Annotated in this window: 19 protein-coding genes; 11 read left to right on the plus strand and 8 right to left on the minus strand. The window is 59.9% G+C overall.

Annotation, left to right across the window (positions count from 1 at the left end):
• Positions 1-17: 17 nt before the first annotated feature.
• Both MGMAQ_RS15365 and MGMAQ_RS15370 read right to left on the minus strand, forming a co-directional pair.
• Complete coding sequence (locus MGMAQ_RS15365; RefSeq protein ID WP_082085473.1) at positions 18-440, minus strand: Mov34/MPN/PAD-1 family protein; 423 nt, start codon at positions 438-440, stop codon at positions 18-20.
• Between the two features lie 3 nt (positions 441-443).
• Positions 444-827, minus strand: coding sequence for a hypothetical protein (locus MGMAQ_RS15370; RefSeq protein ID WP_046022241.1), 384 nt, complete (start codon positions 825-827; stop codon positions 444-446).
• A 23-nt stretch (positions 828-850) separates the two neighbouring features.
• On the opposite strand from MGMAQ_RS15370, the gene MGMAQ_RS15375 reads away from it, so the two are divergent.
• The 8 genes from MGMAQ_RS15375 (at position 851) to MGMAQ_RS15410 (ending at position 10,620) form a co-directional block, all read left to right on the plus strand.
• Positions 851-1,816: an RluA family pseudouridine synthase gene (locus MGMAQ_RS15375; protein WP_046022242.1), complete on the plus strand. Its 966-nt coding sequence runs from the start codon at positions 851-853 to the stop codon at positions 1,814-1,816.
• 109 nt (positions 1,817-1,925) lie between these two features.
• A complete protein-coding gene (gene rpoH / locus MGMAQ_RS15380; RefSeq protein ID WP_046022243.1) occupies positions 1,926-2,816 on the plus strand; it encodes an RNA polymerase sigma factor RpoH in 891 nt (296 codons plus the stop codon).
• A gap of 172 nt (positions 2,817-2,988) precedes the next feature.
• On the plus strand, positions 2,989-3,276 hold the full coding sequence (gene groES, locus MGMAQ_RS15385) for a co-chaperone GroES (RefSeq protein WP_046022244.1): 288 nt from the start codon (positions 2,989-2,991) through the stop codon (positions 3,274-3,276).
• Positions 3,277-3,331: 55 nt separating this feature from the next.
• Positions 3,332-4,999, plus strand: coding sequence for a chaperonin GroEL (gene groL / locus MGMAQ_RS15390; protein WP_046022245.1), 1,668 nt, complete (start codon positions 3,332-3,334; stop codon positions 4,997-4,999).
• A 114-nt stretch (positions 5,000-5,113) separates the two neighbouring features.
• Entirely contained in the window at positions 5,114-5,959 is an 846-nt protein-coding gene (locus MGMAQ_RS15395) for a sulfite exporter TauE/SafE family protein (RefSeq protein ID WP_046022246.1), read from the plus strand.
• 95 nt (positions 5,960-6,054) lie between these two features.
• The gene (gene glgA / locus MGMAQ_RS15400) at positions 6,055-7,500 is read left to right on the plus strand and encodes a glycogen synthase GlgA (protein WP_046022247.1); all 1,446 of its coding nucleotides are present in this window, start codon (positions 6,055-6,057) and stop codon (positions 7,498-7,500) included.
• Between the two features lie 9 nt (positions 7,501-7,509).
• Positions 7,510-9,993 (plus strand): glycogen/starch/alpha-glucan phosphorylase, encoded by a 2,484-nt coding sequence (locus tag MGMAQ_RS15405; RefSeq protein WP_046022248.1) that lies wholly within the window; start codon positions 7,510-7,512, stop codon positions 9,991-9,993.
• Positions 9,994-10,026: 33 nt separating this feature from the next.
• Positions 10,027-10,620, plus strand: a complete 594-nt coding sequence (locus MGMAQ_RS15410) for a hypothetical protein (protein WP_046022249.1) — start codon at positions 10,027-10,029, stop codon at positions 10,618-10,620.
• Here the strand turns inward: MGMAQ_RS15410 and MGMAQ_RS19820 are convergent.
• The 3 genes from MGMAQ_RS19820 to MGMAQ_RS15425 are packed head-to-tail and all read right to left on the minus strand — an operon-like array spanning position 10,571 to position 15,093.
• Positions 10,571-11,272, minus strand: a complete 702-nt coding sequence (locus MGMAQ_RS19820; protein WP_052716446.1) for a phosphatase PAP2 family protein — start codon at positions 11,270-11,272, stop codon at positions 10,571-10,573. The two genes, MGMAQ_RS15410 and MGMAQ_RS19820, sit on opposite strands and share 50 nt — an antisense overlap.
• Positions 11,272-12,702: a glycosyltransferase family 39 protein gene (locus MGMAQ_RS15420; protein ID WP_052716447.1), complete on the minus strand. Its 1,431-nt coding sequence runs from the start codon at positions 12,700-12,702 to the stop codon at positions 11,272-11,274. The genes MGMAQ_RS19820 and MGMAQ_RS15420 overlap by 1 nt, the downstream gene beginning before the upstream one ends.
• A 12-nt stretch (positions 12,703-12,714) precedes the next feature.
• Complete coding sequence (locus tag MGMAQ_RS15425) at positions 12,715-15,093, minus strand: DUF192 domain-containing protein (RefSeq protein ID WP_046022250.1); 2,379 nt, start codon at positions 15,091-15,093, stop codon at positions 12,715-12,717.
• Between the two features lie 263 nt (positions 15,094-15,356).
• Here MGMAQ_RS15425 and MGMAQ_RS15430 point away from each other — a divergent pair, with 263 nt between their 5' ends.
• Positions 15,357-18,962 carry a bifunctional diguanylate cyclase/phosphodiesterase gene (locus MGMAQ_RS15430; RefSeq protein WP_046022251.1) on the plus strand — a complete coding sequence of 1,202 codons (3,606 nt, stop codon included), beginning with the start codon at positions 15,357-15,359 and terminating at the stop codon, positions 18,960-18,962.
• Between the two features lie 42 nt (positions 18,963-19,004).
• On the opposite strand, the gene MGMAQ_RS15435 is transcribed toward MGMAQ_RS15430, so the two are convergent.
• From MGMAQ_RS15435 to MGMAQ_RS15445, 3 genes are read right to left on the minus strand one after another with little or no spacing between them, the layout of a single operon-like run.
• Positions 19,005-20,351, minus strand: coding sequence for a sensor histidine kinase (locus MGMAQ_RS15435; RefSeq protein ID WP_046022252.1), 1,347 nt, complete (start codon positions 20,349-20,351; stop codon positions 19,005-19,007).
• Positions 20,348-21,019 (minus strand): response regulator transcription factor, encoded by a 672-nt coding sequence (locus tag MGMAQ_RS15440; RefSeq protein WP_046022253.1) that lies wholly within the window; start codon positions 21,017-21,019, stop codon positions 20,348-20,350. The genes MGMAQ_RS15435 and MGMAQ_RS15440 overlap by 4 nt, the downstream gene beginning before the upstream one ends.
• Positions 21,019-21,345, minus strand: a complete 327-nt coding sequence (locus MGMAQ_RS15445; protein WP_046023406.1) for a PepSY domain-containing protein — start codon at positions 21,343-21,345, stop codon at positions 21,019-21,021. The genes MGMAQ_RS15440 and MGMAQ_RS15445 overlap by 1 nt, the downstream gene beginning before the upstream one ends.
• A 142-nt stretch (positions 21,346-21,487) precedes the next feature.
• On the opposite strand from MGMAQ_RS15445, the gene MGMAQ_RS15450 reads away from it, so the two are divergent.
• Together MGMAQ_RS15450 and MGMAQ_RS15455 are read left to right on the plus strand one after the other, a co-directional pair.
• On the plus strand, positions 21,488-22,606 hold the full coding sequence (locus tag MGMAQ_RS15450; RefSeq protein WP_046022254.1) for a cytochrome b/b6 domain-containing protein: 1,119 nt from the start codon (positions 21,488-21,490) through the stop codon (positions 22,604-22,606).
• Positions 22,603-22,995, plus strand: a complete 393-nt coding sequence (locus tag MGMAQ_RS15455; RefSeq protein WP_046022255.1) for a DUF1924 domain-containing protein — start codon at positions 22,603-22,605, stop codon at positions 22,993-22,995. The genes MGMAQ_RS15450 and MGMAQ_RS15455 overlap by 4 nt, the downstream gene beginning before the upstream one ends.
• Positions 22,996-23,006 lie beyond the last annotated feature (11 nt).

The raw sequence follows: 23,006 nt of genomic DNA on the forward strand, positions 1-23,006 counted from the left end.
TGCAGCCGCCCCGTTTGCTATTCGGCGTCGTGCAGTTCCAGGGGCTTGAAGGTGCCCTCGTCCAGGCGATAGGCACTGAGCGCCACCAGGCATCCGTCGGCCACGGCGGCAATCACCCAGATCATTTTCGGATCGTGGGCCATGGCGTGATCCCGCGCCGATGGGGCGGCGGGATGGTCGGGATGGGAATGGAAATGGCCAACCACCGTGGCCTCGCCACCGCGTAAGGTCCGCAGCAAATTCATATGCACCTGCGGGTCAATCTCAAAACTATCTTGTTGATCGCCGGAAGCGTGGTTGTCCGTCGGCACCACGTCGAGCACCACCGTCCGGCCTTCGGGATCATGGCGCCCCACCAGCAGGCCGCAGCCTTCGCGGGGATAGGCGGTTTCCACATGGTCGCGGATCACGCCACGGGCTTCGGGGGACAGGACCAACACCGATCAGCGGACCCGCAGGCTGCCAATAACCCGACCGGCGGACAGATCCACCACCAAAGCTTGACTGCAAGCCCCCGCCGGACCGGTCACCACCAGCATCTGCGTGCCACGAAGAGGTCGCGCGGAAAGGATTTCACAGTTCTCCGGCAGGCCCAGGGAGATCTCGCCAAAGGGTTCCATGGGGGCCCGGCGTGGGCGGCGTGCCGGGCCCTCGGGGACCGGCGCCGCGACGGGTTCTTCGGCGGTTTGGACAACGGCGGCATCCTTGCCGCCGAACAGTTTGAAGTTGGGATCCTCGCCCTTTTTGACGATCCCATAGATCATCAGGCCCATGCCCAGGACGATCAGAATTCCCATGCCGATGACCAAGGCCTTGAGTGCCACCATGTTTTCGGTCCAGTGTGCGGGTTATGAGCAACGAACCCACCACATACACCGTCGAGGTGCCCGACCACAAGAGTGGCGAACGACTGGACCGATTCCTGGCCGAAGCCCTGCCCGAGCTGTCACGCAGCCGTCTCAAGGCGCTGATCGAATCGGCGGCGGTGGTGAAAAATGACGCGCCGGTCAGCGCCCCATCCGCCAAGATTCGCGTTGGCGAAACCTACGAGGTCCGAGTGCCCGCCGCCGTGACCGCCGAGCCGCAGCCCCAGGCCATGGACTTGACCGTGGTGTTCGAAGATGAGCACCTGATCGTCTTGGACAAGCCACCCGGCCTTGTCGTGCACCCGGCGGCGGGCAATCTGGACGGCACCCTGGTCAACGCCTTGCTGGCCCATTGCGGCGACAGCCTCACCGGCATCGGCGGCGTGCAGCGTCCCGGCATCGTCCACAGAATAGACAAGGACACCAGCGGCCTGATGGTCGCCGCCAAGACCGAAGCCAGCCATGCCGGGTTGTCCGCGCAATTTGCCGCCCATAGCCTCGAACGAGCCTACCAGGCCGTGGTCTGGGGCATACCCAGCCCGCGCGACGGCAAAATCACCGGCAATATCGGCCGCAGCCCGCGCAACCGCAAAAAAATGGCCGTGGTGGCCCGGGGCGGCAAGGAGGCCCTGACCCACTATCATGTGGTCAGGCCCCTGGGGCTCTGGGCCAGCCTGGTGGAATGCCGCCTGGAAACCGGGCGCACCCACCAGATTCGCGTCCATATGACTGAATTCGGACACTCGCTGATTGGCGATCCCCTTTATGGCCGCTCGCCGCGGCGATTGCCATCGACCTTGGCCGAAGCTCAAAAGACTCTGGGGCGGCAGGCTCTTCACGCCTTTTTGATCGGGTTTCGGCATCCTATCAGCGGTGATAACCTCCGGTTTGAATCTCCAATACCTAATGATATCAATTCACTAATTTGCACATTAGAAGAAATTCACTAAAGCCCTTTACTTGAGTAAATGAGTGGGGTATTGTGGATTTTAGTGAATGACAAATGCGTATTCGCGTGGTCGACGATGGATCCGTCGCCATGCTCAGGAGATAAAAACAATGGCCGCTTTAAGTATAGGTCTCGACACCTCACCGTCTGGCAATCTGACCCGCTATTTGCAGCAGATCCGGAAATTCCCCATGCTCAAGCCCGAAGAGGAATTCATGCTCGCCAAACGTTGGCAGCAGCATGAAGACCACAAGGCCGCCGAAAAGATGATCACCAGCCATCTGCGCCTGGTCGCCAAGATCGCCATGGGCTATCGCGGCTACGGCCTGCCAGTGGGCGAGCTGATCTCCGAAGGCAATGTGGGCATGATGCAAGCGGTGAAGCGCTTCGACCCGGATAAGGGATTCCGCCTGGCAACCTATGCCATGTGGTGGATCCGAGCTTCCATTCAGGAATACATCCTGCACTCCTGGTCGCTGGTCAAGATGGGCACCACCGCGGCTCAGAAAAAACTTTTCTTCAACCTGCGCAAGCTCAAAGGGCAAATGCAGGCCATGGAGGAAGGCGATCTGTTGCCGGAGAACGTCACCAAGATCGCCGACCGGTTGAACGTCTCGGAGACCGAGGTTATCAACATGAACCGCCGCATGGCCAGCCAGGATCATTCCCTGAATGCCGCCGTGCGCGAGGAAGGCGATGGCGAATGGCAGGATTGGCTGGTCGATGACACCGAAGACCAGGAAACCTCCCTTGGCAAGCGCGAGGAACTGGACGAGCGCCGTCAGCTTCTTACCCAGGCCATGACCGGACTCAACGAGCGTGAGCGTCATATTTTCGAGGAGCGCCGTCTGCAAGAGGCCCCCTCGACCCTCGAAGACCTGAGCAAGCTCTATGGCATTTCCCGCGAGCGGGTGCGCCAGATTGAGGTCCGGGCTTTCGAGAAAGTGCAAAAGGCGGTCCATAACGCCGCTGTCAGTCAGCGGCTGGCGATACCCGCCTGATCCCAATTCAACATCACATGGAGAATGCCGGAGCCCTCATGGCTCCGGCATTTTTTTATCTGTGGGGTTGACAGTCCGAGCAGTCCCGACTACATCACTGGCACTCAGTATCGTAGAGTGCTAACAACACACAGTTCCCGTTATTTACCAACATGTTAAATGAGGTTGCACCATGAAATTCAGGCCGCTGCATGACCGTGTACTGGTTCGTCGCGTCGAGAGCGAGGAAAAGACCGCCGGTGGCATCATCATCCCCGACACCGCCAAGGAAAAGCCGATGGAAGGCGAAGTGGTTGCCGTTGGCTCCGGCGCCAAGTCCGAGAGCGGCACCGTCACGGCGCTGGACGTCAAGGCTGGCGACCGCATCCTGTTTGGCAAGTGGTCCGGCACCGAAGTCAAGATGGACGGCGAAGAGCTGTTGATCATGAAGGAATCCGACATCATGGGCATCATCGAGTAAGGACGATTGTCCCGATCTCAAAGCCTGTCTGTTTGAATAGAGGAAAGAAGAAATCATGGCTGCCAAGGAAGTAAAATTCAGCACCGATGCCCGCACCAAGATGCTGCGCGGCGTCGACATTCTCGCCGACGCGGTGAAGGTGACCCTGGGCCCCAAGGGCCGCAACGTGGTCATCGACAAGTCGTTCGGCGCGCCGCGGATCACCAAGGACGGCGTCACCGTCGCCAAGGAAATCGAGTTGGCCGACAAGTTCGAGAACATGGGCGCCCAGATGGTGCGTGAAGTGGCCTCCAAGACCAACGACGAAGCCGGTGACGGCACCACCACCGCCACCGTGCTGGCCCAGGCCATCGTCCGCGAAGGCTGCAAGGCCGTTGCCGCTGGCATGAACCCGATGGATCTGAAGCGCGGCGTTGATCTGGCGGTCTCCGCCGTGGTCGAGGACGTCAAGGCCCGCGCCAAGGCCGTTTCCACCAACGAGGAAATCGCCCAGGTCGGCACCATCTCCGCCAACGGCGACACCGAAGTCGGTGCCATGATCGCCCAGGCCATGGAAAAGGTCGGCAACGAGGGTGTGATCACCGTCGAGGAAGCCAAAAGCCTGACCTCCGAGCTGGACGTGGTCGAAGGCATGCAGTTCGACCGGGGTTACACCTCGCCGTACTTCGTGACCAACGCCGAGAAGATGACCTGCGATCTGGAAACGCCCTATATCCTGATCCACGAAAAGAAGCTGTCCAGCCTGCAGCCGCTGCTGCCGGTTCTGGAGACCGTGGTTCAGTCTTCCCGTCCGCTGATGATCATCGCCGAGGATATCGAGGGCGAAGCCCTGGCGACCCTGGTGGTCAACAAGCTGCGTGGCGGCCTCAAGGTCTGTGCCGTTAAGGCCCCGGGCTTTGGCGATCGTCGCAAGGCCATGTTGGAAGATCTGGCCATCCTGACCAACGGCCAGGTGATCAGCGAAGATCTGGGCATCAAGCTGGAGAATGTCACCATCGACATGCTCGGCACCGCCAAGAAGATCAATGTCACCAAGGAAGACACCACCATCGTCGAGGGTGCCGGTGAGGCCGAGGCCATTCAGGCTCGCTGCAACCAGATCCGTGCCCAGGTGGAAGAGACCACCTCCGACTATGACCGCGAGAAGCTGCAAGAGCGTCTGGCCAAGCTGGCTGGCGGCGTTGCGGTTCTGCGCGTCGGTGGCGCCACCGAAGTCGAGGTGAAGGAAAAGAAGGATCGCGTCGACGATGCCCTGCACGCCACCCGTGCGGCGGTCGAGGAAGGCGTGGTTCCGGGCGGCGGTACCGCCCTGCTCTATGCCACCAAGGCCCTCGAAGGCATGGAAGGCGATAACAACGACCAAAAGGTCGGCGTCAATATCGTTCGTCGTGCCCTGCAGGCCCCGCTGCGTCAGATCGCCGAGAACTCCGGCTTCGACGGCGCCGTGGTTGCCGGCAAGCTGCTCGAAGGCACCGAAGCCAACCTCGGCTTCAATGCCCAGGCCGGCGAGTACACCGATCTGGTCAAGGCCGGTATCATCGATCCGACCAAGGTGGTGCGCACCGCGTTGCAGGACGCCGCTTCCGTGGCTGGTCTGCTGATCACCACCGAGGCCATGGTTGCCGAGAAGCCTTCCGATAGCAAGGGTGGCGGCGACGCCCCCGGCATGGGTGGCATGGGCGACATGGGCGGCATGGGCGGCATGGGTGGCATGGGCTTCTAAGCCTCCCCCTTCAGCCTATCGACCATTGGGAAAGGCCGTCCTTCGGGGCGGCCTTTTTCGTGAGCAGAAAGCTCCTGCTTGCTCTGAGCTGTTTTCGGGTGTCAATTGGCCGTCATGGACGCCTTTCTCGACTCCAACGGCCTGCCTTTGGCCGACTTGGTACCCTTGGTCGCGATGCTGGCCGGGGCTGGGGTCGTTGCCGGGTTGATCGCCGGTCTGCTGGGGGTGGGCGGCGGCATCGTCGTGGTGCCCGTACTGTTTCACGTATTCGGCATGCTCGACATTGATCCAATGGTGCGCATGCATGCGGCGGTGGGCACCTCGCTGGCGGTCATCGTGCCAACGGGATTGTCCTCCGCCCGCGCCCATTGGCGGCGCCAAGCGGTGGATACCGGCATCCTGCGGGCCTGGGGTTCTTGGATCGTGGTTGGGGTGTTATTGGGGAGCGCCTTCGCAGCCCGGCTGGACGGCAAGATCCTGACCATCATGTTCGGTTTCCTCGCGGTGATTGTCGCCTCGCGGCTGCTGTTCGGACGCCCCGACAAGGCCATACGCGACCGGTTGCCACCCGCCCCCTGGTCGCAAACCATCGCCGCGGCAATTGGTGGGCTATCGGCAATGTTGGGCATTGGCGGCGGCACCTTCAGCGTCCCGGTTCTGACCATTTGTGGGCGGCCCATCCATCGAGCCGTGGGCACGGCAGCGGCGCTTGGCCTGATCATCGCCTTGCCAGGTGCCATCGGATTCATGGTGGCGGGATGGAGCGCTCCCGGGCTACCGCCGCTTTCGCTTGGATATGTCAACCTGCTGGCCCTGGCCGCAATCATTCCCATGTCGGTGTTGGCCGCGCCCTTGGGGGCCAAACTGGCTCACCGTCTGAAAGCCGAGCACCTGCGCCGGGCATTTGCGATCTTTCTGTTTTTCGTCGCCGGACGCATGCTTTTTGGGGCCTTTATGTGAACCGGGCCGCGACATTGGGTGGAAGATATCGTAATCTGGCGCCGCATTTTTGAGTTACGCCCCGGCGGCCCCGTCGGGGACGGGGGAATTTGTCCATGAAAGTCCTGTTCGTCACGCCGGAAGCCCATCCGCTGATCAAGACCGGTGGCTTGGCCGATGTGGCCGGAGCCCTACCCACGGCCTTGGCCGAAGCCGGGCTGGACGTGCGCGTGATGATGCCCGCCTATCCCGAGGCCTTGGACGGCATCGAGGGCCGTACCAGCGGCGCCGATCTGGGCGATCCGCTGGGCTTCGGCCGCACCAAGCTGGTCGGAGGATACATGCCCGACAGCGGCGTGCCGGTGTGGCTGATCGATTGTCCGCCCCTTTATAACCGCGACGGCGGCCCCTATTTGGATACCCACGGCAATGACTGGCCGGACAACCACCGCCGATTCGCGCTGTTGTCCTGGGTCGCGGCCTATGTGGGCAAGGTGGGCGACGAGCGAGCCTGGATCCCGGCGGTGGTGCATGCCCATGACTGGCAGTGCGGCCTGGCCCCGGTCTATCTGAACCAATGGCGCGGCCCCGGTCCGGCCACCGTGTTCACCATCCATAACATGCAGTATCAGGGCATATTTCCCAAAGAGATCCTGCCCGAAGTGGGCATTGATCCAGCCTTGTTCACCATTGATGGGGTGGAGTTCTACGGCCAGGTCTCGTTCCTCAAGGCGGCGCTGAAATTCGCCGATAGCATCACCACGGTTAGCCCCACCTATGCGCGGGAAATCCGCACCGAGGCCGGAGGCTGGGGATTGAACGGACTGCTTGAATCCCGCAAGGCCGACCTGAGCGGCATTCTGAACGGCGCCGACTATCACATCTGGGCCCCGGACAGCGATCCAAAACTGGCTAAACCCTATAGCCGCAAGACCGTGGAGGCTGGCAAAGCGACTTGTAAGCACGATCTGCAAGAACGCTTGGGGCTGGCTGAAGATCCCAACGCACCGCTGTTTGGCGTGGTCAGCCGCATGTCGGGCCAAAAGGGGCTTGATTTGTTGCTGGCCAACATGGGGCCGCTGCTGCAAGCCGGTGCCCAACTGGCGATCCTGGGCTCCGGTGATCCGGCGGTGGAAGATGCCTTCCGTCAGTTGGCGGTGGATCATCCAAAAACCGTGGCGGTGCATGTGGGTTACTCGGAATCCATGTCGCACCGGATTCAGGCGGGGGCCGATGCCTTTTTGGTCCCATCCCGCTTCGAGCCCTGTGGTTTGACCCAGCTTTACGCCATGCGTTATGGAACTCTACCGGTGGCCCGCCGTACCGGCGGTCTGGCGGACACCATTGTCGATGCGGAATCGGGCCTCGGAACCGGCTTTTTGTTCGACGCCCCGACCGCCGACGGGCTATGGTCAGCCTTGGCCCGATGTCTGGATGCCTATCGCCAACCCGATCAATGGCAGATACTCCGAGACCGGGCCATGGCCCAGCAGTTCGATTGGATTCGCGCCGCCGAGGCCTACAAGACGCTTTACCAGGAAACGATCAGCAACAATCAATAGACGGATATCATGGATAAGATCCTTACCGACGCCATCGACCACAGCCTTGAAAACGGCAGCCTTAGCACTCACGAAGGCCTGCGCGACAGCTTGCTCTATTACATGGTGCATGGCGCCGGACGGGATCCGGAGGAGGCCTCCGCCCGTGATTGGTATTACGCCCTGGCCTACATGGTGCGCGGCGTTCTGGCCGAGCGCTATATCCGCACCAAGCGGGCTCAGCGCAAGCTCGGGGTCAAGCGTGTCTATTATCTCTCCATGGAATTCCTCATCGGGCGAAGCTTGGCCAATCACATGATGAACCTGGACCTGTGCGACGAAGCCGCGTCGGTGCTCAAGGAATTCGGCCAAGATTTGAAAGAGATTCAGGAATGCGAACCGGATGCGGCATTGGGCAACGGTGGCCTGGGCCGTCTCGCCGCCTGCTTCATGGATTCCCTGGCCACCCATGGCTATCCCGGATACGGCTACGGCCTGCGCTATGACTATGGCATGTTCCGCCAGACCATTCAGGATGGCCAGCAGAAGGAGCGCCCGGAAAACTGGCTGCGCCTGGGCAATCCCTGGGAATTCGAGCGTCCCAACGTCATCTACAAGGTGAAGTTCGGCGGACACCTTCATTCCCATCACGACGACATGGGCAAAGAGGTCACCGAATGGCTGGGCACCGAAGACGTGCTGGCCTTGGCCTACAACATGCCGATTTCCGGTTATGGACGCCCGACGGCGGGCAATCTGCGCCTTTGGTCGGCCCGTGCCACCAACGAGTTGGATCTCAGTTCCTTCAACGAAGGCAACTATATCGGCGCGGCAGGCATGAAGGTCACCTCCGAGAGCCTAACCAAGGTGCTCTATCCGGCCGACAATACCCGCGAAGGCCAGGAGCTGCGGCTCAAACAGGAGTACTTCTTCTGCAGTGCCTCCATTCAGGACATCCTTCAGCGCCATCTGCGTGATGACCCGACCCTCGACAATCTGCCGGACATGGTCTCCATACAGCTCAACGACACCCACCCGACCTTGGCGGTGCCAGAGTTGATGCGGCTGCTCATCGACGAGCATAAGTACGACTTCGAGAAGGCTTGGGATATCACCCAGCGAACCTTCTCCTATACCAACCACACGCTGATGGTCGAGGCCCTGGAGGTCTGGTCACTGGAGTTGGTCGGTCACCTGCTACCGCGTCACCTGGATTTGATTTACAAGATCAACGATTTCTTCCTGACCGAAGTGCGCCGCGAACACCCCGGTGATCCGAGCATGATTGCTCGCCTGTCGCTGATCGACGATCATCATCGGACCGTGCGCATGGCCCATGTGGCGGTGGTCGCCAGCCACAAGGTCAACGGCGTGGCCGAGATCCATTCGGGTTTGGTGAAAGCCAACCTGTTCCCCGACTTCCACCGGCTCTATCCGGACAAGTTTACCAACATGACCAACGGCATCACACCGCGCCGCTGGCTGTTGGAGGCCAATAAGCCGCTCAATGATTTGATCTCGCAGCATATTGGCACTGCCTGGATCACCGATCTGGATCGGCTAACCGAACTGGCGCCGCTGGCCGAGGATCCGTCGTTCCGCCGCGCCTTTGCCGAGGCCAAGAAAGAAAACAAGCAGCGTCTCGCCCGCTATATCAAGACCACCAACGATATCGATCTGGACCCCACGTCGCTGTTCGACACCCAGGTCAAGCGGATGCACGAATACAAGCGGCAGCTATTGAACCTGTTGCATGTGGTGACCCTCTATAACCGCATGCGCAAGGACCCCAACGGCCATCACCAGGCGCGCACAGTGATCCTGGGTGGCAAGGCGGCGCCCAGCTACTACATGGCCAAGCAGATCATCCGATTGGCCAATGACATTGCTGACATCGTCAATCATGATCGGTCCATTGGCGGTAAGCTGAAAGTGGTGTTCGTCCCCAATTACAGCGTCACCGCCGCGCAGATCATAATCCCCGGCAGTGACCTGTCGGAGCAGATCTCAACCGCCGGCACCGAGGCATCGGGCACCGGCAACATGAAGTTCGCCCTCAACGGTGCCCTGACCATCGGCACCCTGGACGGGGCGAACATCGAGATCCGCGAGGAAGTGGGCGAGGACAATATCTTCATCTTCGGCATGACCACCCAAGAGGTGGAAGACCGCAAGCGCTCCGGCTACGACACCTGGCAGTACTACAACAACAATCCGGAACTGAAGGCGGTGCTCGACATGATTTCGTCTGGCTATTTCTCGCCGGAGGATACCCACCGCTACAAGGATGTGGTGGATGCCCTGCTTTGGGGTGGTGACCCCTATATGCTGCTGGCTGACTATGAGTCCTATATCGAGGCCCAGGGCGAGGTGGAAAAGGTATTTGCCGATCAAGAGGAATGGACCCGGCGAGCGATCCTCAACGTGGCTCACATGGGCAAGTTCTCCAGTGACCGCACCATTCACTCCTATGCCAGCGAAATCTGGAACATCGAACCGCTAAAGGTGAGCTAAACCACCCATGGCTTGGCGACAGGAATCGGTTCCATGGTGAAAGCTTCGTTCAGCCATCCCCTGGTCCGTCTCGGGCTGGCCGGGGGATTGGCCTGGCTATTCTGCGCTGCCTTCCTCGATCCGGGGATCATGGCTCAGGCGCGGGACTTCAATGGCTCCGCCATTCGCTCTTTGTTGGCGCGGTCGGCCCAGCTTGGCATGCCACTGCCTTGGGTTGGATTGCTGGTCCTTTGGGGGCTCTTGCGCCGCGCGACCGTGGGCGGCCGGGTGTTGTTTGCCCTGTTCGCCTGGGCGGGAACCACATTACTGGTCGATCTGATTTCCATCGTCGGCGGGCATTATCATCCGCGCACCGCCATTGAGTCCCTCGTCGGCACAGCGACCGACCGGGCTTCGGAACTGGCCCTTCTAGGCAACAATGCCGAAGGACTATGGGGATTGATCGCCGCCGGTTTGGCCGTGGCGCCTGCCCCCTGGCGGCCCATGCTCTTGATACTCGGTGGGCTGACCTCCATGATCCGGGTCGTGGCCGGGGAAGTCTATCTGGGGGATGCGATCTTGGCGGCCTTGCTGGCTCTTATGGTGGCGGCGGCGATGCGTCGTTGGGCTCCGGCTCCCGCCCATTGATCATCCAGGCATAGAGCACCAGCACCACCAACACGGTGAAAAGGCTGGCGAAGGTGGCATCGGTGAAGAAATGCTTGCCTTGCATGACCCGCGCCGTGGCTGCCGCCAGACCGACCCCGGTGGCGACAGCAATCCAAAGAGGCCTGCGCCGCCGGGCCAACAGCGCCAGGGCCAGGGCGTTGAAGGCGAACGCCGCGTCCCCGGCCACGGTTGAACAGTTCTTGCGGCATTGATCAGCCAGGGTTAGCGGCGCCGTATAGATGGCCTTACCCCCAAACTCTGACAGATCCTTTGGTCGGGCACGCCCGGAGTGATCCTTCAGCAGCACATTGGCCAATAGCCCGGCGCTCAAAACAATACTCAGCAATATGAACAAATAGCCGCGTTTGCTGAATCCGAGCAGCGTTCGCTTGCCCAGCCAGGACCGCACGGCATCGAGCACAAACAAGATCATCACGCCCGCCAGGATCTTCCGGAGGTCGGTATCGATGAACTCGCCCAGCGGCGTGTTCTGCCACGGGAAATAACCGCGTTCGGTCTCGAACAGGTGCCGCGCGATCCACAGATCGATGGTCGGAAACAGATGAAACAGTTCCGCCAACGCGGCACTGAGAATCAGCAGCAAGGCGATGATTTTGGTCAAAGTGGACATCAGAAGTTCCGCAAATCCTCCAGCAACATCCAGGTATAGGACCGTGTCCGGCCGGAGGCGAGCGGAATCGTAAAATCTCCCTGCGCCGCAATGTCTCGGGCCAGCGGTGGGATGGAGGTCTCCTCGCCCTGCTCGATCACATAAAATACCCGCCCGCCGTCCTCCGGCATCAACGGAATGGTCAGTTCATAGTGATTGTGAATGGGTTTGTCCCCCGGCCACATGCGGATAGGCGCCGCCGGATCGGGCAGATAATGCAGCAGCTCCCCGATCATCAGCCGGTCATGGACCAAGATAGCGGTGGGGTTTTGGCTCTGGCTCAAGGCACCGACCTGCCGCCCGAATTCATCCCAGCCCCGCAGCTTGTCCAGCGGATCACGCTTCAAGGGCAAAGCCACCACGCCGGAAAACACCACCAACAGCACCGCCAGCCCGGCGCCATGCAGCGCGGTGGATATTCTCAGCCAGCCCGGCCCCACCCGCAGCAGCCAGGCGGTGACCAAGGGGACCGCCGCAATATAGGCGGTGGCCGCCCAGTTGGCATGGGCTCGAGAGGTGAAGGCCTGAGCCGTGACCAAGAACAGCACCGGCAAGATAAAGAACAGCAGGCGCCGCTCCCCATCGTTCAAGGGATCTTTTTTCCAGCGGATCAGACGCAGCAGCAGCGCCCCCATGAGGATCGGCCCGAACACACCAAACTGCGCGCCGACAAACTCCAATCCCTTGCCCGGGTTTTTGAACGCATTGGCCCAATTGGCGTTGGAGGCTGTATGGCCGGCGGTCACCCACTGGTGATCCATATTCCACAGAATGTTGGGCAACAAACAGAGCCCGGCGATAAGCAACACTTCCAAAAAGCGCAGGCTCACCAACAACGCCCGATATTCACGGGTGGTCAACAGGTAGAGCCCCGTGCCAAGCAGGAAATAGACCATGGCATACTTGCTCATCAGCCCCAGGCCGATGGCCAGCCCCAACCCAATCGCCCAGCCCCGCGCGCCGGTGACCAGCAGCCGATCCAGGCTCAATAACGCCAGGGCCCAGAAAAACAACAGCGGCACATCGGTGGAGATCAGAGCCGACGAGAAACTGACCGCGGGCAGGGTGGCATAGACCAAAGCCGTCCAAAAAGCCGCGCGACGGTCGAACAGATGGACCGCGACCCCGTAGAGCAGCAGCGCCGTGCCGCCATGAAACAAGGGCGCGGCCAGACGTACGAAGGCCTCGCCCTCGCCCAGCGCCGACGTGGCGGCAATCACCCAACCGATCATCGGCGGCTTGGAAAAATAGCCCCAGTCTGGCGTTGTCGACCAGAACCAGTATTGGGCCTCGTCCCCATGCAGGTTGAGGTCGCCGGCAAAAAGCCCGGTGACGCGCAGGAGCGTAATCAAGATGATGAGCATGGTGGCAGAGAAAAAGGACGGTTTCATCTGCCTGATGTCCTAACGCTTACGAGCATCCATGCGGACAGCAGCACCGACTTGAATGCCCAAGCGCTCGCTGGTCCCCGCCTTCAATTGCAGAATAGCCACGGATTTCTGCTCGGGCTGAATGATATTGATGGAGCGAGGCTTGGCATTTCGGACGATTTCCGTCACCCGCCCATCTACGGATAAGAACAGCATATCAAGGGCAACGAAGACGTTCTCCATGGAGATTTTGTGACGATCAGCCGACTCATAGACCAACAACATGCCGTCCTGATCTTCCATGCTGGTCCGCCATTTGAATCCCTGGTCCCTTGCCGCGGACGTATCGGCGATATCGATGTTGAAGCGAGCCATACCGGATGCCGTATCGATATACAGCACGGATTCGCGAAATTCCGGTTTAAACAATTTGACCTCGGTACCCGTCAAATCAGCCTTGACCTGCGGGTCCACGGGCATCAAACGCTCGACCCCCAGTTCCAGGGAGCGGCGCATCCTCCCCAGCCCGGCTTCTCCAGAACCTTCCTGATTGAGCAAGGCCAAGCCGGTAAACCATAGGGCAATGGGATCCTTTGGATTGGCTTCGAACAGGCGATTGCTCAGACGTGTCAGGCGCGCTTGATCCTGGCGGGCGAAGTAATAAGACAAGAGAGGCGCGACAAAATCCGTCCGCTTCGGCGCACGCGCCAAGAGGGCGTCCACCCGTTGCTCCCAACCTCTCAGGTACTCATCGACCAGCCCTCTGGCTTCCCCGGTGGTTTCCAAAAAGGCCATATCAGACCGGGTCGTCACGGCTGAGATCTGCAATTTGATACCACTGGGTTGTCTCAACCGTTGCTCTGCCGCACAGATGATGCCTCTCATATAGGAGACTTTTTCCCGGTCGGGGACTTCACCCTTCAGCGTGCTTGCCTGAAAGGCGTTCGATAGGGTCCGAAGACGGAAGGAGAGATGATCGCCGTTCCGGCCCCGGTCCACATAGGCCACAGGGCAGTCTTCCTTTCCCGGCACTGGCGCGAGTGCCGTCGTCATGGGTGGTGCGAAACTGTAGGCGTAGTTGGAAAAATATATGGATTCAATGCCAGCCAGAAGAGATGCGACGCCGAAAAAACCGATGACAATCAAAGGTATTTTACCTGGAACTCGCCGTAGTCGCGCAAAGGGTCGAGCCATCGATGCAAGAGCCAAAGCCACCAACGGCATTGCCCCAATGAACAGGAACCAGGTCGCATAGACCGTCACATAGGCCGTCCCCAAGGCAAAAGCCAAGGCAGCATATTTACGACGACTTCCCAACGGTAGAATGGCAAATACCATGATCGAAAGCAGCATGCCGGGAATGCCCGCGCCCAATATGGATTCAAGAACGAAATTGTGGGAATGAAAATCCACCCGGTGGACCGCATCCCACCACTCCTCGCTCGCCATCTCACCTCGTGAAATGGGATCGTCCACCAATGCCACCCATTCCACCGGCATATGAATGGCCAACTGATCGCTGTAAGACCCCCAACCAAGCCCGACCAGCCAGGATTGCGGTGACAGGCTCATGGCATCCCAGACCACCTGGGTCAGGTAGTGGCGAGAGCGTACCGAGTTAGCCAATCCGATCCAAGCGCTGTCGCCCATTGCCAATTCTGTTAGGTCAAAAATGGTTACCAGCAATGTAATGGTCAATGGAACCAACATGATGGCGGCCACTGCCAAATAGGGCTTGATCCCGGAATTGACCGGAAGAAACCGATAGGCCAGCATCGCCGCTGGCATAACCAAGACCATGGTTCCGATGGCGGCATTGTTGCTTGAAGCGATGATCACGCCCGCCGCAAGCAAGATCGCACCCGCCAACCGCAATGGCAGCGCCACCCGCCAAAGCATGAAAACGATCGCTCCCGAGCCAAAGCCCAGGAAAGCGATATAGTCAGCGAAAAAATAGGGCGCGACCGGATTGGCCATGCCGTGGGTATACATCCACGAGGAAAGGGCCACGACCACCGTCGATACCACGGCCAGGCCGAGCAACATCCGTCGAATTCGGTGGAATCGGAGCAATAACAAGCTTGCTGCAATCAGTATCGCCATATTGGCATACCAAAGGACGCCTTCGCCGATTTCCACGGAGCCGTGCCAGGATTGGACAGGAATGTCATGAAAAACGGAGGCCAGGATGCTCCATATGGCCAGCAAGGTCGGCACCACGACAAACGGATGAACCAACATTCCACGTGCGGGACGATGGGCCAAGGCAAACAAAAAGATCCCGATCCCGGCAATACCCGACGTGACCCGGATCGCACCAACAACCGGTTCGGCTTGATACCAAATCCCGAAGCTCAACGGCTTGCTGGCCAGGAATATGGAGACCAAAGACAGCAGAACGCCCCCTGTCATGAGACCTAAGCCCAGATTTGCCACGGAGGTTTTCCGAAAAGAATTCGCTATGTTCTGGCTCATGGATTGCCGAGTGCCACCGTTCGCTTGGACAGGTTGGTTCTGAGTTCGTCCTTGATAAAGGCCTATGAGACCTGCGTCACGGCAAAAAAACCGGGAGCGGCCAATCCTTCTGAAATCGAAAACCGTTGCAATCCTATCTCAAAGCATAACAGACTGCCCAAACCGAAAAAAACAGTGCTTCAGCAATCGAGAAACGGTTCATGGCCCCCCGCTCAAACGGTCCGACCGACCCGGACGTAACCCGGTTCGACCCTACCGACGGAAGTCTTTTGACACTGCTGGAGATCTCTCCGGCTCCGGTGGCGGTGATTGTCGGCATTGAGCAAGAGGTCGTGTTTCTGAATAACAAGTTCATCGAGACTTTTGGTTATGGACGGGAAGATCTTCCCGATGTGAACCATTGGTGGCCGTTGGCCTATCCTGACCCGGACTATCGAGAAACGGTGCGCGGGGAGTGGCGCCACCGAGTCGAGCGCGCCTTGGCCGAAGGCAAGACCATCGAACCCATGGAGGCGGTGGTTCGATGCAAGGATGGCAAACGACGCATCGTCGCCTTCAATGCTGCTTCTTCTGGCGACCTTACCTTCATTTTGTTCAATGACTTGACCGACCGGCGCGGCATGGGGTCTTACCTGCAAAACATGCAAGCACGGTTGGAAAAAGCCCAGGCACTGGCTGGAATCGGTAGTTGGGACTGGGAGCCGGAGTCCAACCGCCTGCGCTTTTCCATACAGGCCCAGGCAATTCTCGGCGTGCCATCGGAAACCATCGGAGAGGGTTTTCAGGCCCTGTTGCGAATCACCGGCCCCGATTGCCAAGACGAGGTCGCCGGCGCCATCGAGAACTGTCTGGCGGGCTTTGGTCCCATGACATTGGAGCATGAAATCCATCAGGCCGACGGTACTCGCCTCATTGTTCGCCATTTGGCGGAACGGGCCGCCAGCGACAAAGAGGGAACGGTAAGGCTCGAAGGCGTCATTCAAGACATTACCGATGCTCGTCGTATCCAATCGGAAATCCGCGATAGCGAAGAGCGTTTCCGGACTCTGGTCGAAACCACCTGGGCCGTGCCCTGGCGGATCGATGTCAAAAGCGGGCATTTCACCTATGTGGGAACTCAAATCGAGGACCTATTCGGTTATCCGAAGGAAAGTTGGATCGATATCCCCGCCTGGTCGGCCCGCATCCATCCGGACGACCGCACATCGGCCCTCTACCACTGCATCAGCGAGGCCCACCGGCGCCGGGAACACGAAACCGAATACCGCCTGATGCACCAGAACGGCAAAGCGATCTGGGTCCGCGAGGTTACGGCGGTGGTCGATACCCATCACGGCACCACCGAAATGGTCGGCTATTTCCTCGACATCACCGATAGCAAGAACACCGAGGCGGAACTGCGTAAAGAAAGAGATTTCACCGACGCAGTACTGGCCACCATCGGCTCTTTGGTGGTGGTTCTGGATCGGGCGGGAACCATTGTTCAGTTCAACGATGCCTGTGCGAAGCTGACCCGATACAAAGCCGCCGAAGCGCTGGGACAAAAGGTGTGGAATCTGGTTCTGCCGCCGGAAAAACTGGCTGAGGTCGAAGAAGTCTTTCGCAACCTGAAGGCCGGCCAATTCCCCAATCGCCACGTCAATCCCTGGTTGGACAGGGATGGCCAGGAACACTTGATCGATTGGTCAAATACAGCGCTACTTGATGATGACGGCGAGGTGGAATTCGTCATCGCCACCGGCATCGACATTACGAACCAACACCAAATGCAAAAGGAACGGGATCAGTTGATCGAAATGTCCCAGGATTTCGTCTGTTCCGTGACACAGGAGGGCGAATTCCGGCTGATCAATTCGGCCTTTGAAAAAACCTTGGGGTTTGATCGCCAATCGATGATGGCGCGCCCCATATGGGATTTCATTGATCCGCGTGACAGAGAGCGCACCCGCGACGCCTTTGAAGTCCTCAAGAAAGGCATTCCGGTCAACAATTTTGAGATCCGCCTGTTGACCAAGAACGGTGGCACCCGTTGGACATCTTGGTGTGGGACACCCGACCCGGAAACGGGACTGAGCTTCAATATTGGTCGCGATATCACCGAGACCAGAGCGGCTCAGGCAGCGCTCAATCAAGCCGCCCGGGTCTTTGAGCACACCCGCGAGGGCATTTTGGTCACCGGCGCGGATCGGCGCATCCAAAGGGTCAACAAGGCGTTTGAGTCCATCACCGGCTATTCGGAATGGGAAGTCATCGGCAAGCGTCCGCAGGACTTCATCAGCTCCGGACATCACGACAACGATTTTTATGAAAAGATGTGGCGCGAGATCGAGGATACCGGAAACTGGACCGGTGAGGTCTGGAACCGACGCTGCAATGGAGAGGTCTTTCCAGCCTGGCAAAACATCACCGCCGTTACCGATACCGAAGGCACGACCATCCAATACATCGGCATCTTCTCGGATATTACCGAGAAAAAGGATAATGAGAACCGCATTCAACGCCTGGCCCACTACGATGTTTTGACCGATCTTCCGAACCGGTTGTTGTACACCGACCGCCTGGCCCATGCCCTGGACCGGGCCCGTCGGACCAATGGCCTTCTGGCCTTGCTGTTCATTGATCTTGACCGATTCAAGAACGTCAACGATTCCCTCGGCCACCAAATGGGTGATTTGATGTTGCAGACTCTGGCGGCCCGCTTGAGCAATTGTCTGCGTGACTCCGACACCGTGGCCCGATTGGGCGGCGACGAGTTCACCGTCATCATCGAAGATGTGGATACGCCGGAAGAAGTGGGCATCACCGCCAACAAAATCCTTGCGGCATTGCGGCGCCCGGTGGACCTGCGTGGCCAAGAGGCGGTTGTTGGCGCCAGCATTGGCATCAGTTTGTATCCACGCGACGGGACGACCGCCGAGGAACTGGTCAAACATGCCGACACCGCCATGTATCAGGCCAAGGACAAAGGCCGGGACCGGACCGTGTTTTATACTCCTGATCTGACACAGGGCACCGAGGACCGCTTCCGGCTTGAGGGCCAATTGCGCAATGCGGTGGAAAACGGCGAAATGGAAGTCTACTACCAGCCGCAGGTCAATATGGAGAGCGGGCGGTTGGTCGGTGCCGAGGCCCTGGTCCGGTGGCACCACCCCACCGACGGGTTGGTGCTGCCGACCCGGTTTATTCCACTAGCCGAGGAAACGGGCCTTATCCACTCCCTGGGCCGATGGGTGCTGCGCACCGCCTGCTTCCAAGGCAAGGAATGGGCCGACAAGGGTTTGCCGGTCCGCATCGCCGTCAATGTTTCAAACCGCCAGATCATGCAGGGCGACATGGTGCGCACGGTGACCCAGGCCCTGGCCGACAGCGGCCTTCCCGCCAGTATGTTGGAGTTGGAAGTCACCGAGAGCTTCGTCATGGAGAACCCGGAAATGGGTGTTCACACGCTGAATCTGCTGCATGACTTGGGGGTCTGGCTGGCCATCGACGATTTCGGCACCGGCTATTCCAGTTTCAGCTATCTGAAACGACTGCCCGTGGAACGGCTGAAGATCGACCGCTCTTTCATTATGGATATCCCCGACGACAAGGAAGACGAAGCCATCTCCGCGGCCATCATCGCCATGGCCCACGAGCTGGGCATGGGGGTGACGGCAGAAGGGGTGGAGACCGTGGAACAGATGGACTTTTTACGTCCCCACGGCTGCGAAGAGAGCCAGGGCTTCCTGGTTTCCAGACCGGTTCCCGCGCCCGAATTCGAGGTCCTGGCCCGCGATCTTCATCCGGCGGACCTGCCGCCCCGTTAGATCACGTCATGTTTGGTCGGAGTCGATATAAAACGACGTGATCTAACGGGGTAACACCAATTCAGCGACCAATCCACCTGTTGGGGCATCTTCCAGCTTGAGAGAGCCACCATAGAGTTCAGCAATCTCGGCCACGATGCTTAATCCCAATCCCGTGCCCGGGGTGGTTTCATCCAGACGGAGCCCCCTGGCCAACGCCTGGCCACGGTGCCGTTGAGGAATCCCGGGGCCATCGTCTTCGATTCGAAGAGCCAGGCTGGGGACGGGGCTGGTCCCTTGGTCTTTGGCCGTCACCCGGACACGGGAAGCGCTCCATTTGCAGGCATTGTCCATCAGATTCCCTAGCATCTCTTCGAGATCTTCAGGGTCCACGCGGAGAGTCGCCCCCTTGGAGATATCAGTTTCGATGAAAAGACCTCGTTCCCCATAAAGGATATTGAACGAATAGATTAGATCTTCGACGACCGGCAACACAGCAACGGATACCCCAAGTGGGTTCACCGCTCCGGCGATACGTGCCCGCCGCAAGTAACGGTCCACATTTTCAGAGGCCTGGGCCACCTGTGCGCGGAGCAGGTCACCTTGCTCACCGGGGAGGGTTTTGGTTTCGTTGGCCAGGACAGCCAACGGGTTTTTCAGCGCGTGCGCCAAGTTCCCCACCTGGGTTCGGGCCCGGTCCAGGAGCGCCCGGTTGTAATGCAGCACCTCATTGAGGTCGGATACCAATGGCTTGATTTCCGACGGGAAATCCTCCGGCAAATGGTCCGCGCGTCCTTCCCGGACATCACTCAGGCTGCTTTGAATTTGGGTCAACGGACGCAACCCGAAACGGATCTGCACCCATACCAGGGCCACCAGAACCAGCGCCAGCAGCCCGAGAATGGAGGCGGTGATTTCGGCAAAATCGCCGACCTGCTCGGCCACATCCTCCGTGGGTCCGGCGACGGCGAAACGATAGGGTTCCGTCGCCCGAGGCATTCCGATTACCCTCTCGAATACCACCAAGTCCCACCCCCCCGGCCCCTTGGTCCGCACCAGACGGGAAGGTTCCAAAGGCCCGGGAACGGGCAATGGATGGTCCTTAAGCGAGGATGACCCCAAACGCCCCTCCACGGTATCCAGCCCCCGCACCTGCCAATACCAGCCGGACAATGGCCGGTTAAAGCGGGGATCGGCAGGAGACCAGGTCAGGGTCAATCGTCCATCGGCATTCACGTTTCCCGCCGCAACCAGCTCTTCCAAATGGTCCGCGAGCTGATTTTCGAATCGGCTCTGTATGTGATTTTCGAACAGGAGGACAAGAACAAGCCCTACCAAGGCCAGGGCCCCGGTAATCCAAAGGATCGAAATCAACATCAGGCGAAGTGCAATGGAATCTCGCTGGATCATGAAACGGTGCCAGGATCGGTCAATTGATAGCCGCGGCCCCGGTGGGTGCAGATGGCCTCGGACCCGATTTTCTTGCGCAGCCGGTTGACCAGCACCTCGATGGTGTTGGAATCCCGATCTCCATCGTAGGCATAGATATGCTCGGTCAGTTCGGTCTTGGAGAGCACCTTTTCGGCGTGATGGAGGAAATAGGCCAACAGCCGGTGTTCCAGGGCGGTCAGGGTCAAGGGCGCGCCATCCAGGGTGATGCGCCCCGCTGCCGCGTCCAGAGCCAGCCCGCCGCAGGCCAGAACCGGCTCGGCCTTTCCGGCGCCCCGACGCACCAGGACCTCCACCCGGGCCAGCAGTTCTTCCATCTCGAAGGGCTTGGCCAGGTAGTCGTCGGCGCCGCTGCGCAGGCCAAGTACTTTCTCCCGCCAGGTATCACGGGCCGACAGGATCAGTACCGGCATGGATTGGCCGTCCTGGCGCCATTGCTCCAGCACACTCAAGCCGCCACGCTTGGGCAGCCCCAGATCGAGCACCACCGCGTCATAGGGTTCCGTATCGCCCAGGAAATGGCCTTCCTCGCCATCCTCGGCGCCATCGACCACATAGCCCGCGCCTTCCAACGCCAGGCGCAGTTGCCGGGCCATGGCCGGATCATCCTCGACCACCAACAGCCGCATCAGTCGTCTCCCCTGCGGCCGCGTAGCCGGTCCAGCCAGTCATGTCCCTCTTCCACTTCGATAACGTCCAGGCTCTTGGCATCCAGTTCCACTTCCACCACCCGCCCGTCCTCGCGCAGGATCTTGACTTCATAGACCCAACCGCTGGGCCCGTCGTCCTCGTCTTCCAGTTCCACCTTCAACACCCGCCCGGGATAGTCCTTGGCCACCCGTTCCAACATCCGGTCCATGGGCACCAGGCCTGCGGGCGGGAGAGAATCGGCCCAGGCATAAGCCGCCGCGAACAGGGCGGAAAATAGGGTGAGCAGTCTGAGCGGTCCTGTCATCGGGTCGTCCTCGTGCGGTGGAAACATCTTTTCAGTGTCCACCATGGAACCTGAACGACAGCTTAAACCACCCTTCAGGCTGACGACAGGGGCCCGGGACTAAGTTGGCGCCATTACCGATTCGCAACCAGGACAAACCGCCATGACCAAGCCCGCCACCACCAAAATATGGGACCTGCCGACCCGGCTATTCCACTGGCTGCTGGTCGGGACCGTGCTGGGCGCCCTGGGCACCGGGCTGGTTGCGCCCGCCTCGTGGCAGCCTTTGCATGTCGGCCTGGGCTATGGCGTTGCCGCCCTGGTCGGATTCCGCCTGGTCTGGGGCTTTGCGGGCAGTCGCTACAGCCGTTTCGGTGGTTTCGTCTTTACACCGCGCGAAACCATCGCCCATGCCCGATCCATTTTCCGCCGCCGTCCGCCCCCACATCTCGGCCATAACCCCGCCGGGGCGCTGATGATTTTCGCCCTGCTGGGCCTGTTGATGCTGATCACCGGCACCGGACTGGCGGCGCTCGGCGGCACGGAAAAACTGGGACCATTGGCGGGCTGGGTGTTCTTCGCCACGGGCGAGACCGCGGCACAGGCCCATGAATGGCTAAGCAACGGCCTGCTTATGTTGATCGGCGGTCATCTCCTGGGTGTGCTTTTGGAGAGCCGACTGACTGGCGAGAACCTGCCCCGCGCCATGATCACCGGTCACAAACGAATTCATGATCGATTGGATAATAACGTGATCGGGCGCGCCACCTCGCCCCTTGGCACGGTCCTGCTCGCCATTCTTCTGGGCATCGCGGGATGGGCTGGCATGGCGACCAAGGACGCCCCGGCGAAAGGAAATCTGCCCAGGGACATCACGGGCAGCCTATACGCCACCGAGTGCGGCGACTGTCACCACGCCTTTCACCCCAGTCTTCTGGACAGCGCTACCTGGGATCGGGTGATGGCCGGGCTGGACAGCCATTTTGGCGAGGATGCCTCGCTGGACCCGGAGACTACCGACCTATTGAACCAGGCTCTGCGCGACCAATCCGCCGAATTTTTCGATACCAAGGGCGCGCGCGCCTTCACCGGTCCAAACGCCACCGACCCCCTGCGCATCACCAACAGGTCCAAATGGTCAAAAATACATGAAGACCTGAATGATGCCCTCTTCCGTCATGCCCGGGTGGGCAGCCGGACCAACTGTGGCGGATGCCACCAAGATGCCGCCACCGGCCTGTTTGCCGATCGATCCATCACCTTACCGGAGACTCCACAATGAAAAAGACCCTGATTCTGCTGGCCATCGCGGCCCTTCCTTTTACCCCGGCCCGGGCCGATGCGCGAGGGGATTTGATGGCCCAATATGCCGCCGAGGCAGGTGTGCCATTCTCCGCCGACCGGGGCGAAGCGCTGTTCCGCACCGAATTCAACGGCGGCAAGCCGGAAACCCCAGCCTGCACCACCTGCCACACGAAATCCCCCAAGGGCACCGGCAAGACCCGGGCGGGCAAGCTCATTGAGCCCTTGGCCCTGTCGGCGACCCCGACCCGCTATGGCGATGCCAAGAAGGTGGAAAAATGGTTCGGGCGCAACTGCCGTTCCGTGTTGGGCCGTACCTGTACCGCCACCGAAAAAGGCGACTTTCTCACCTTCATGATGAGCCAATAAGGAGAATACCC

It is taken from the genome of Magnetospira sp. QH-2, assembly GCF_000968135.1.
Classification (GTDB): Bacteria; Pseudomonadota; Alphaproteobacteria; order Rhodospirillales; family Magnetospiraceae; genus Magnetospira.

Bases quoted from the DNA above. Each gene is read 5' to 3' on its own strand.
- MGMAQ_RS15370 (WP_046022241.1), bottom strand. From the start codon at position 827: ATGGTGGCACTCAAGGCCTTGGTCATCGGCATGGGAATTCTGATCGTC.
- MGMAQ_RS15375 (WP_046022242.1), top strand. From the start codon at position 851: ATGAGCAACGAACCCACCACATACACCGTCGAGGTGCCCGACCACAAG.
- rpoH (WP_046022243.1), top strand. From the start codon at position 1,926: ATGGCCGCTTTAAGTATAGGTCTCGACACCTCACCGTCTGGCAATCTG.
- groES (WP_046022244.1), top strand. From the start codon at position 2,989: ATGAAATTCAGGCCGCTGCATGACCGTGTACTGGTTCGTCGCGTCGAG.
- groL (WP_046022245.1), top strand. From the start codon at position 3,332: ATGGCTGCCAAGGAAGTAAAATTCAGCACCGATGCCCGCACCAAGATG.
- MGMAQ_RS15395 (WP_046022246.1), top strand. From the start codon at position 5,114: ATGGACGCCTTTCTCGACTCCAACGGCCTGCCTTTGGCCGACTTGGTA.
- glgA (WP_046022247.1), top strand. From the start codon at position 6,055: ATGAAAGTCCTGTTCGTCACGCCGGAAGCCCATCCGCTGATCAAGACC.
- MGMAQ_RS15405 (WP_046022248.1), top strand. From the start codon at position 7,510: ATGGATAAGATCCTTACCGACGCCATCGACCACAGCCTTGAAAACGGC.
- MGMAQ_RS15410 (WP_046022249.1), top strand. From the start codon at position 10,027: ATGGTGAAAGCTTCGTTCAGCCATCCCCTGGTCCGTCTCGGGCTGGCC.
- MGMAQ_RS19820 (WP_052716446.1), bottom strand. From the start codon at position 11,272: ATGTCCACTTTGACCAAAATCATCGCCTTGCTGCTGATTCTCAGTGCC.
- MGMAQ_RS15420 (WP_052716447.1), bottom strand. From the start codon at position 12,702: ATGAAACCGTCCTTTTTCTCTGCCACCATGCTCATCATCTTGATTACG.
- MGMAQ_RS15425 (WP_046022250.1), bottom strand. From the start codon at position 15,093: ATGACAGGGGGCGTTCTGCTGTCTTTGGTCTCCATATTCCTGGCCAGC.
- MGMAQ_RS15430 (WP_046022251.1), top strand. From the start codon at position 15,357: ATGGCCCCCCGCTCAAACGGTCCGACCGACCCGGACGTAACCCGGTTC.
- MGMAQ_RS15435 (WP_046022252.1), bottom strand. From the start codon at position 20,351: ATGATCCAGCGAGATTCCATTGCACTTCGCCTGATGTTGATTTCGATC.
- MGMAQ_RS15440 (WP_046022253.1), bottom strand. From the start codon at position 21,019: ATGCGGCTGTTGGTGGTCGAGGATGATCCGGCCATGGCCCGGCAACTG.
- MGMAQ_RS15445 (WP_046023406.1), bottom strand. From the start codon at position 21,345: ATGACAGGACCGCTCAGACTGCTCACCCTATTTTCCGCCCTGTTCGCG.
- MGMAQ_RS15450 (WP_046022254.1), top strand. From the start codon at position 21,488: ATGACCAAGCCCGCCACCACCAAAATATGGGACCTGCCGACCCGGCTA.
- MGMAQ_RS15455 (WP_046022255.1), top strand. From the start codon at position 22,603: ATGAAAAAGACCCTGATTCTGCTGGCCATCGCGGCCCTTCCTTTTACC.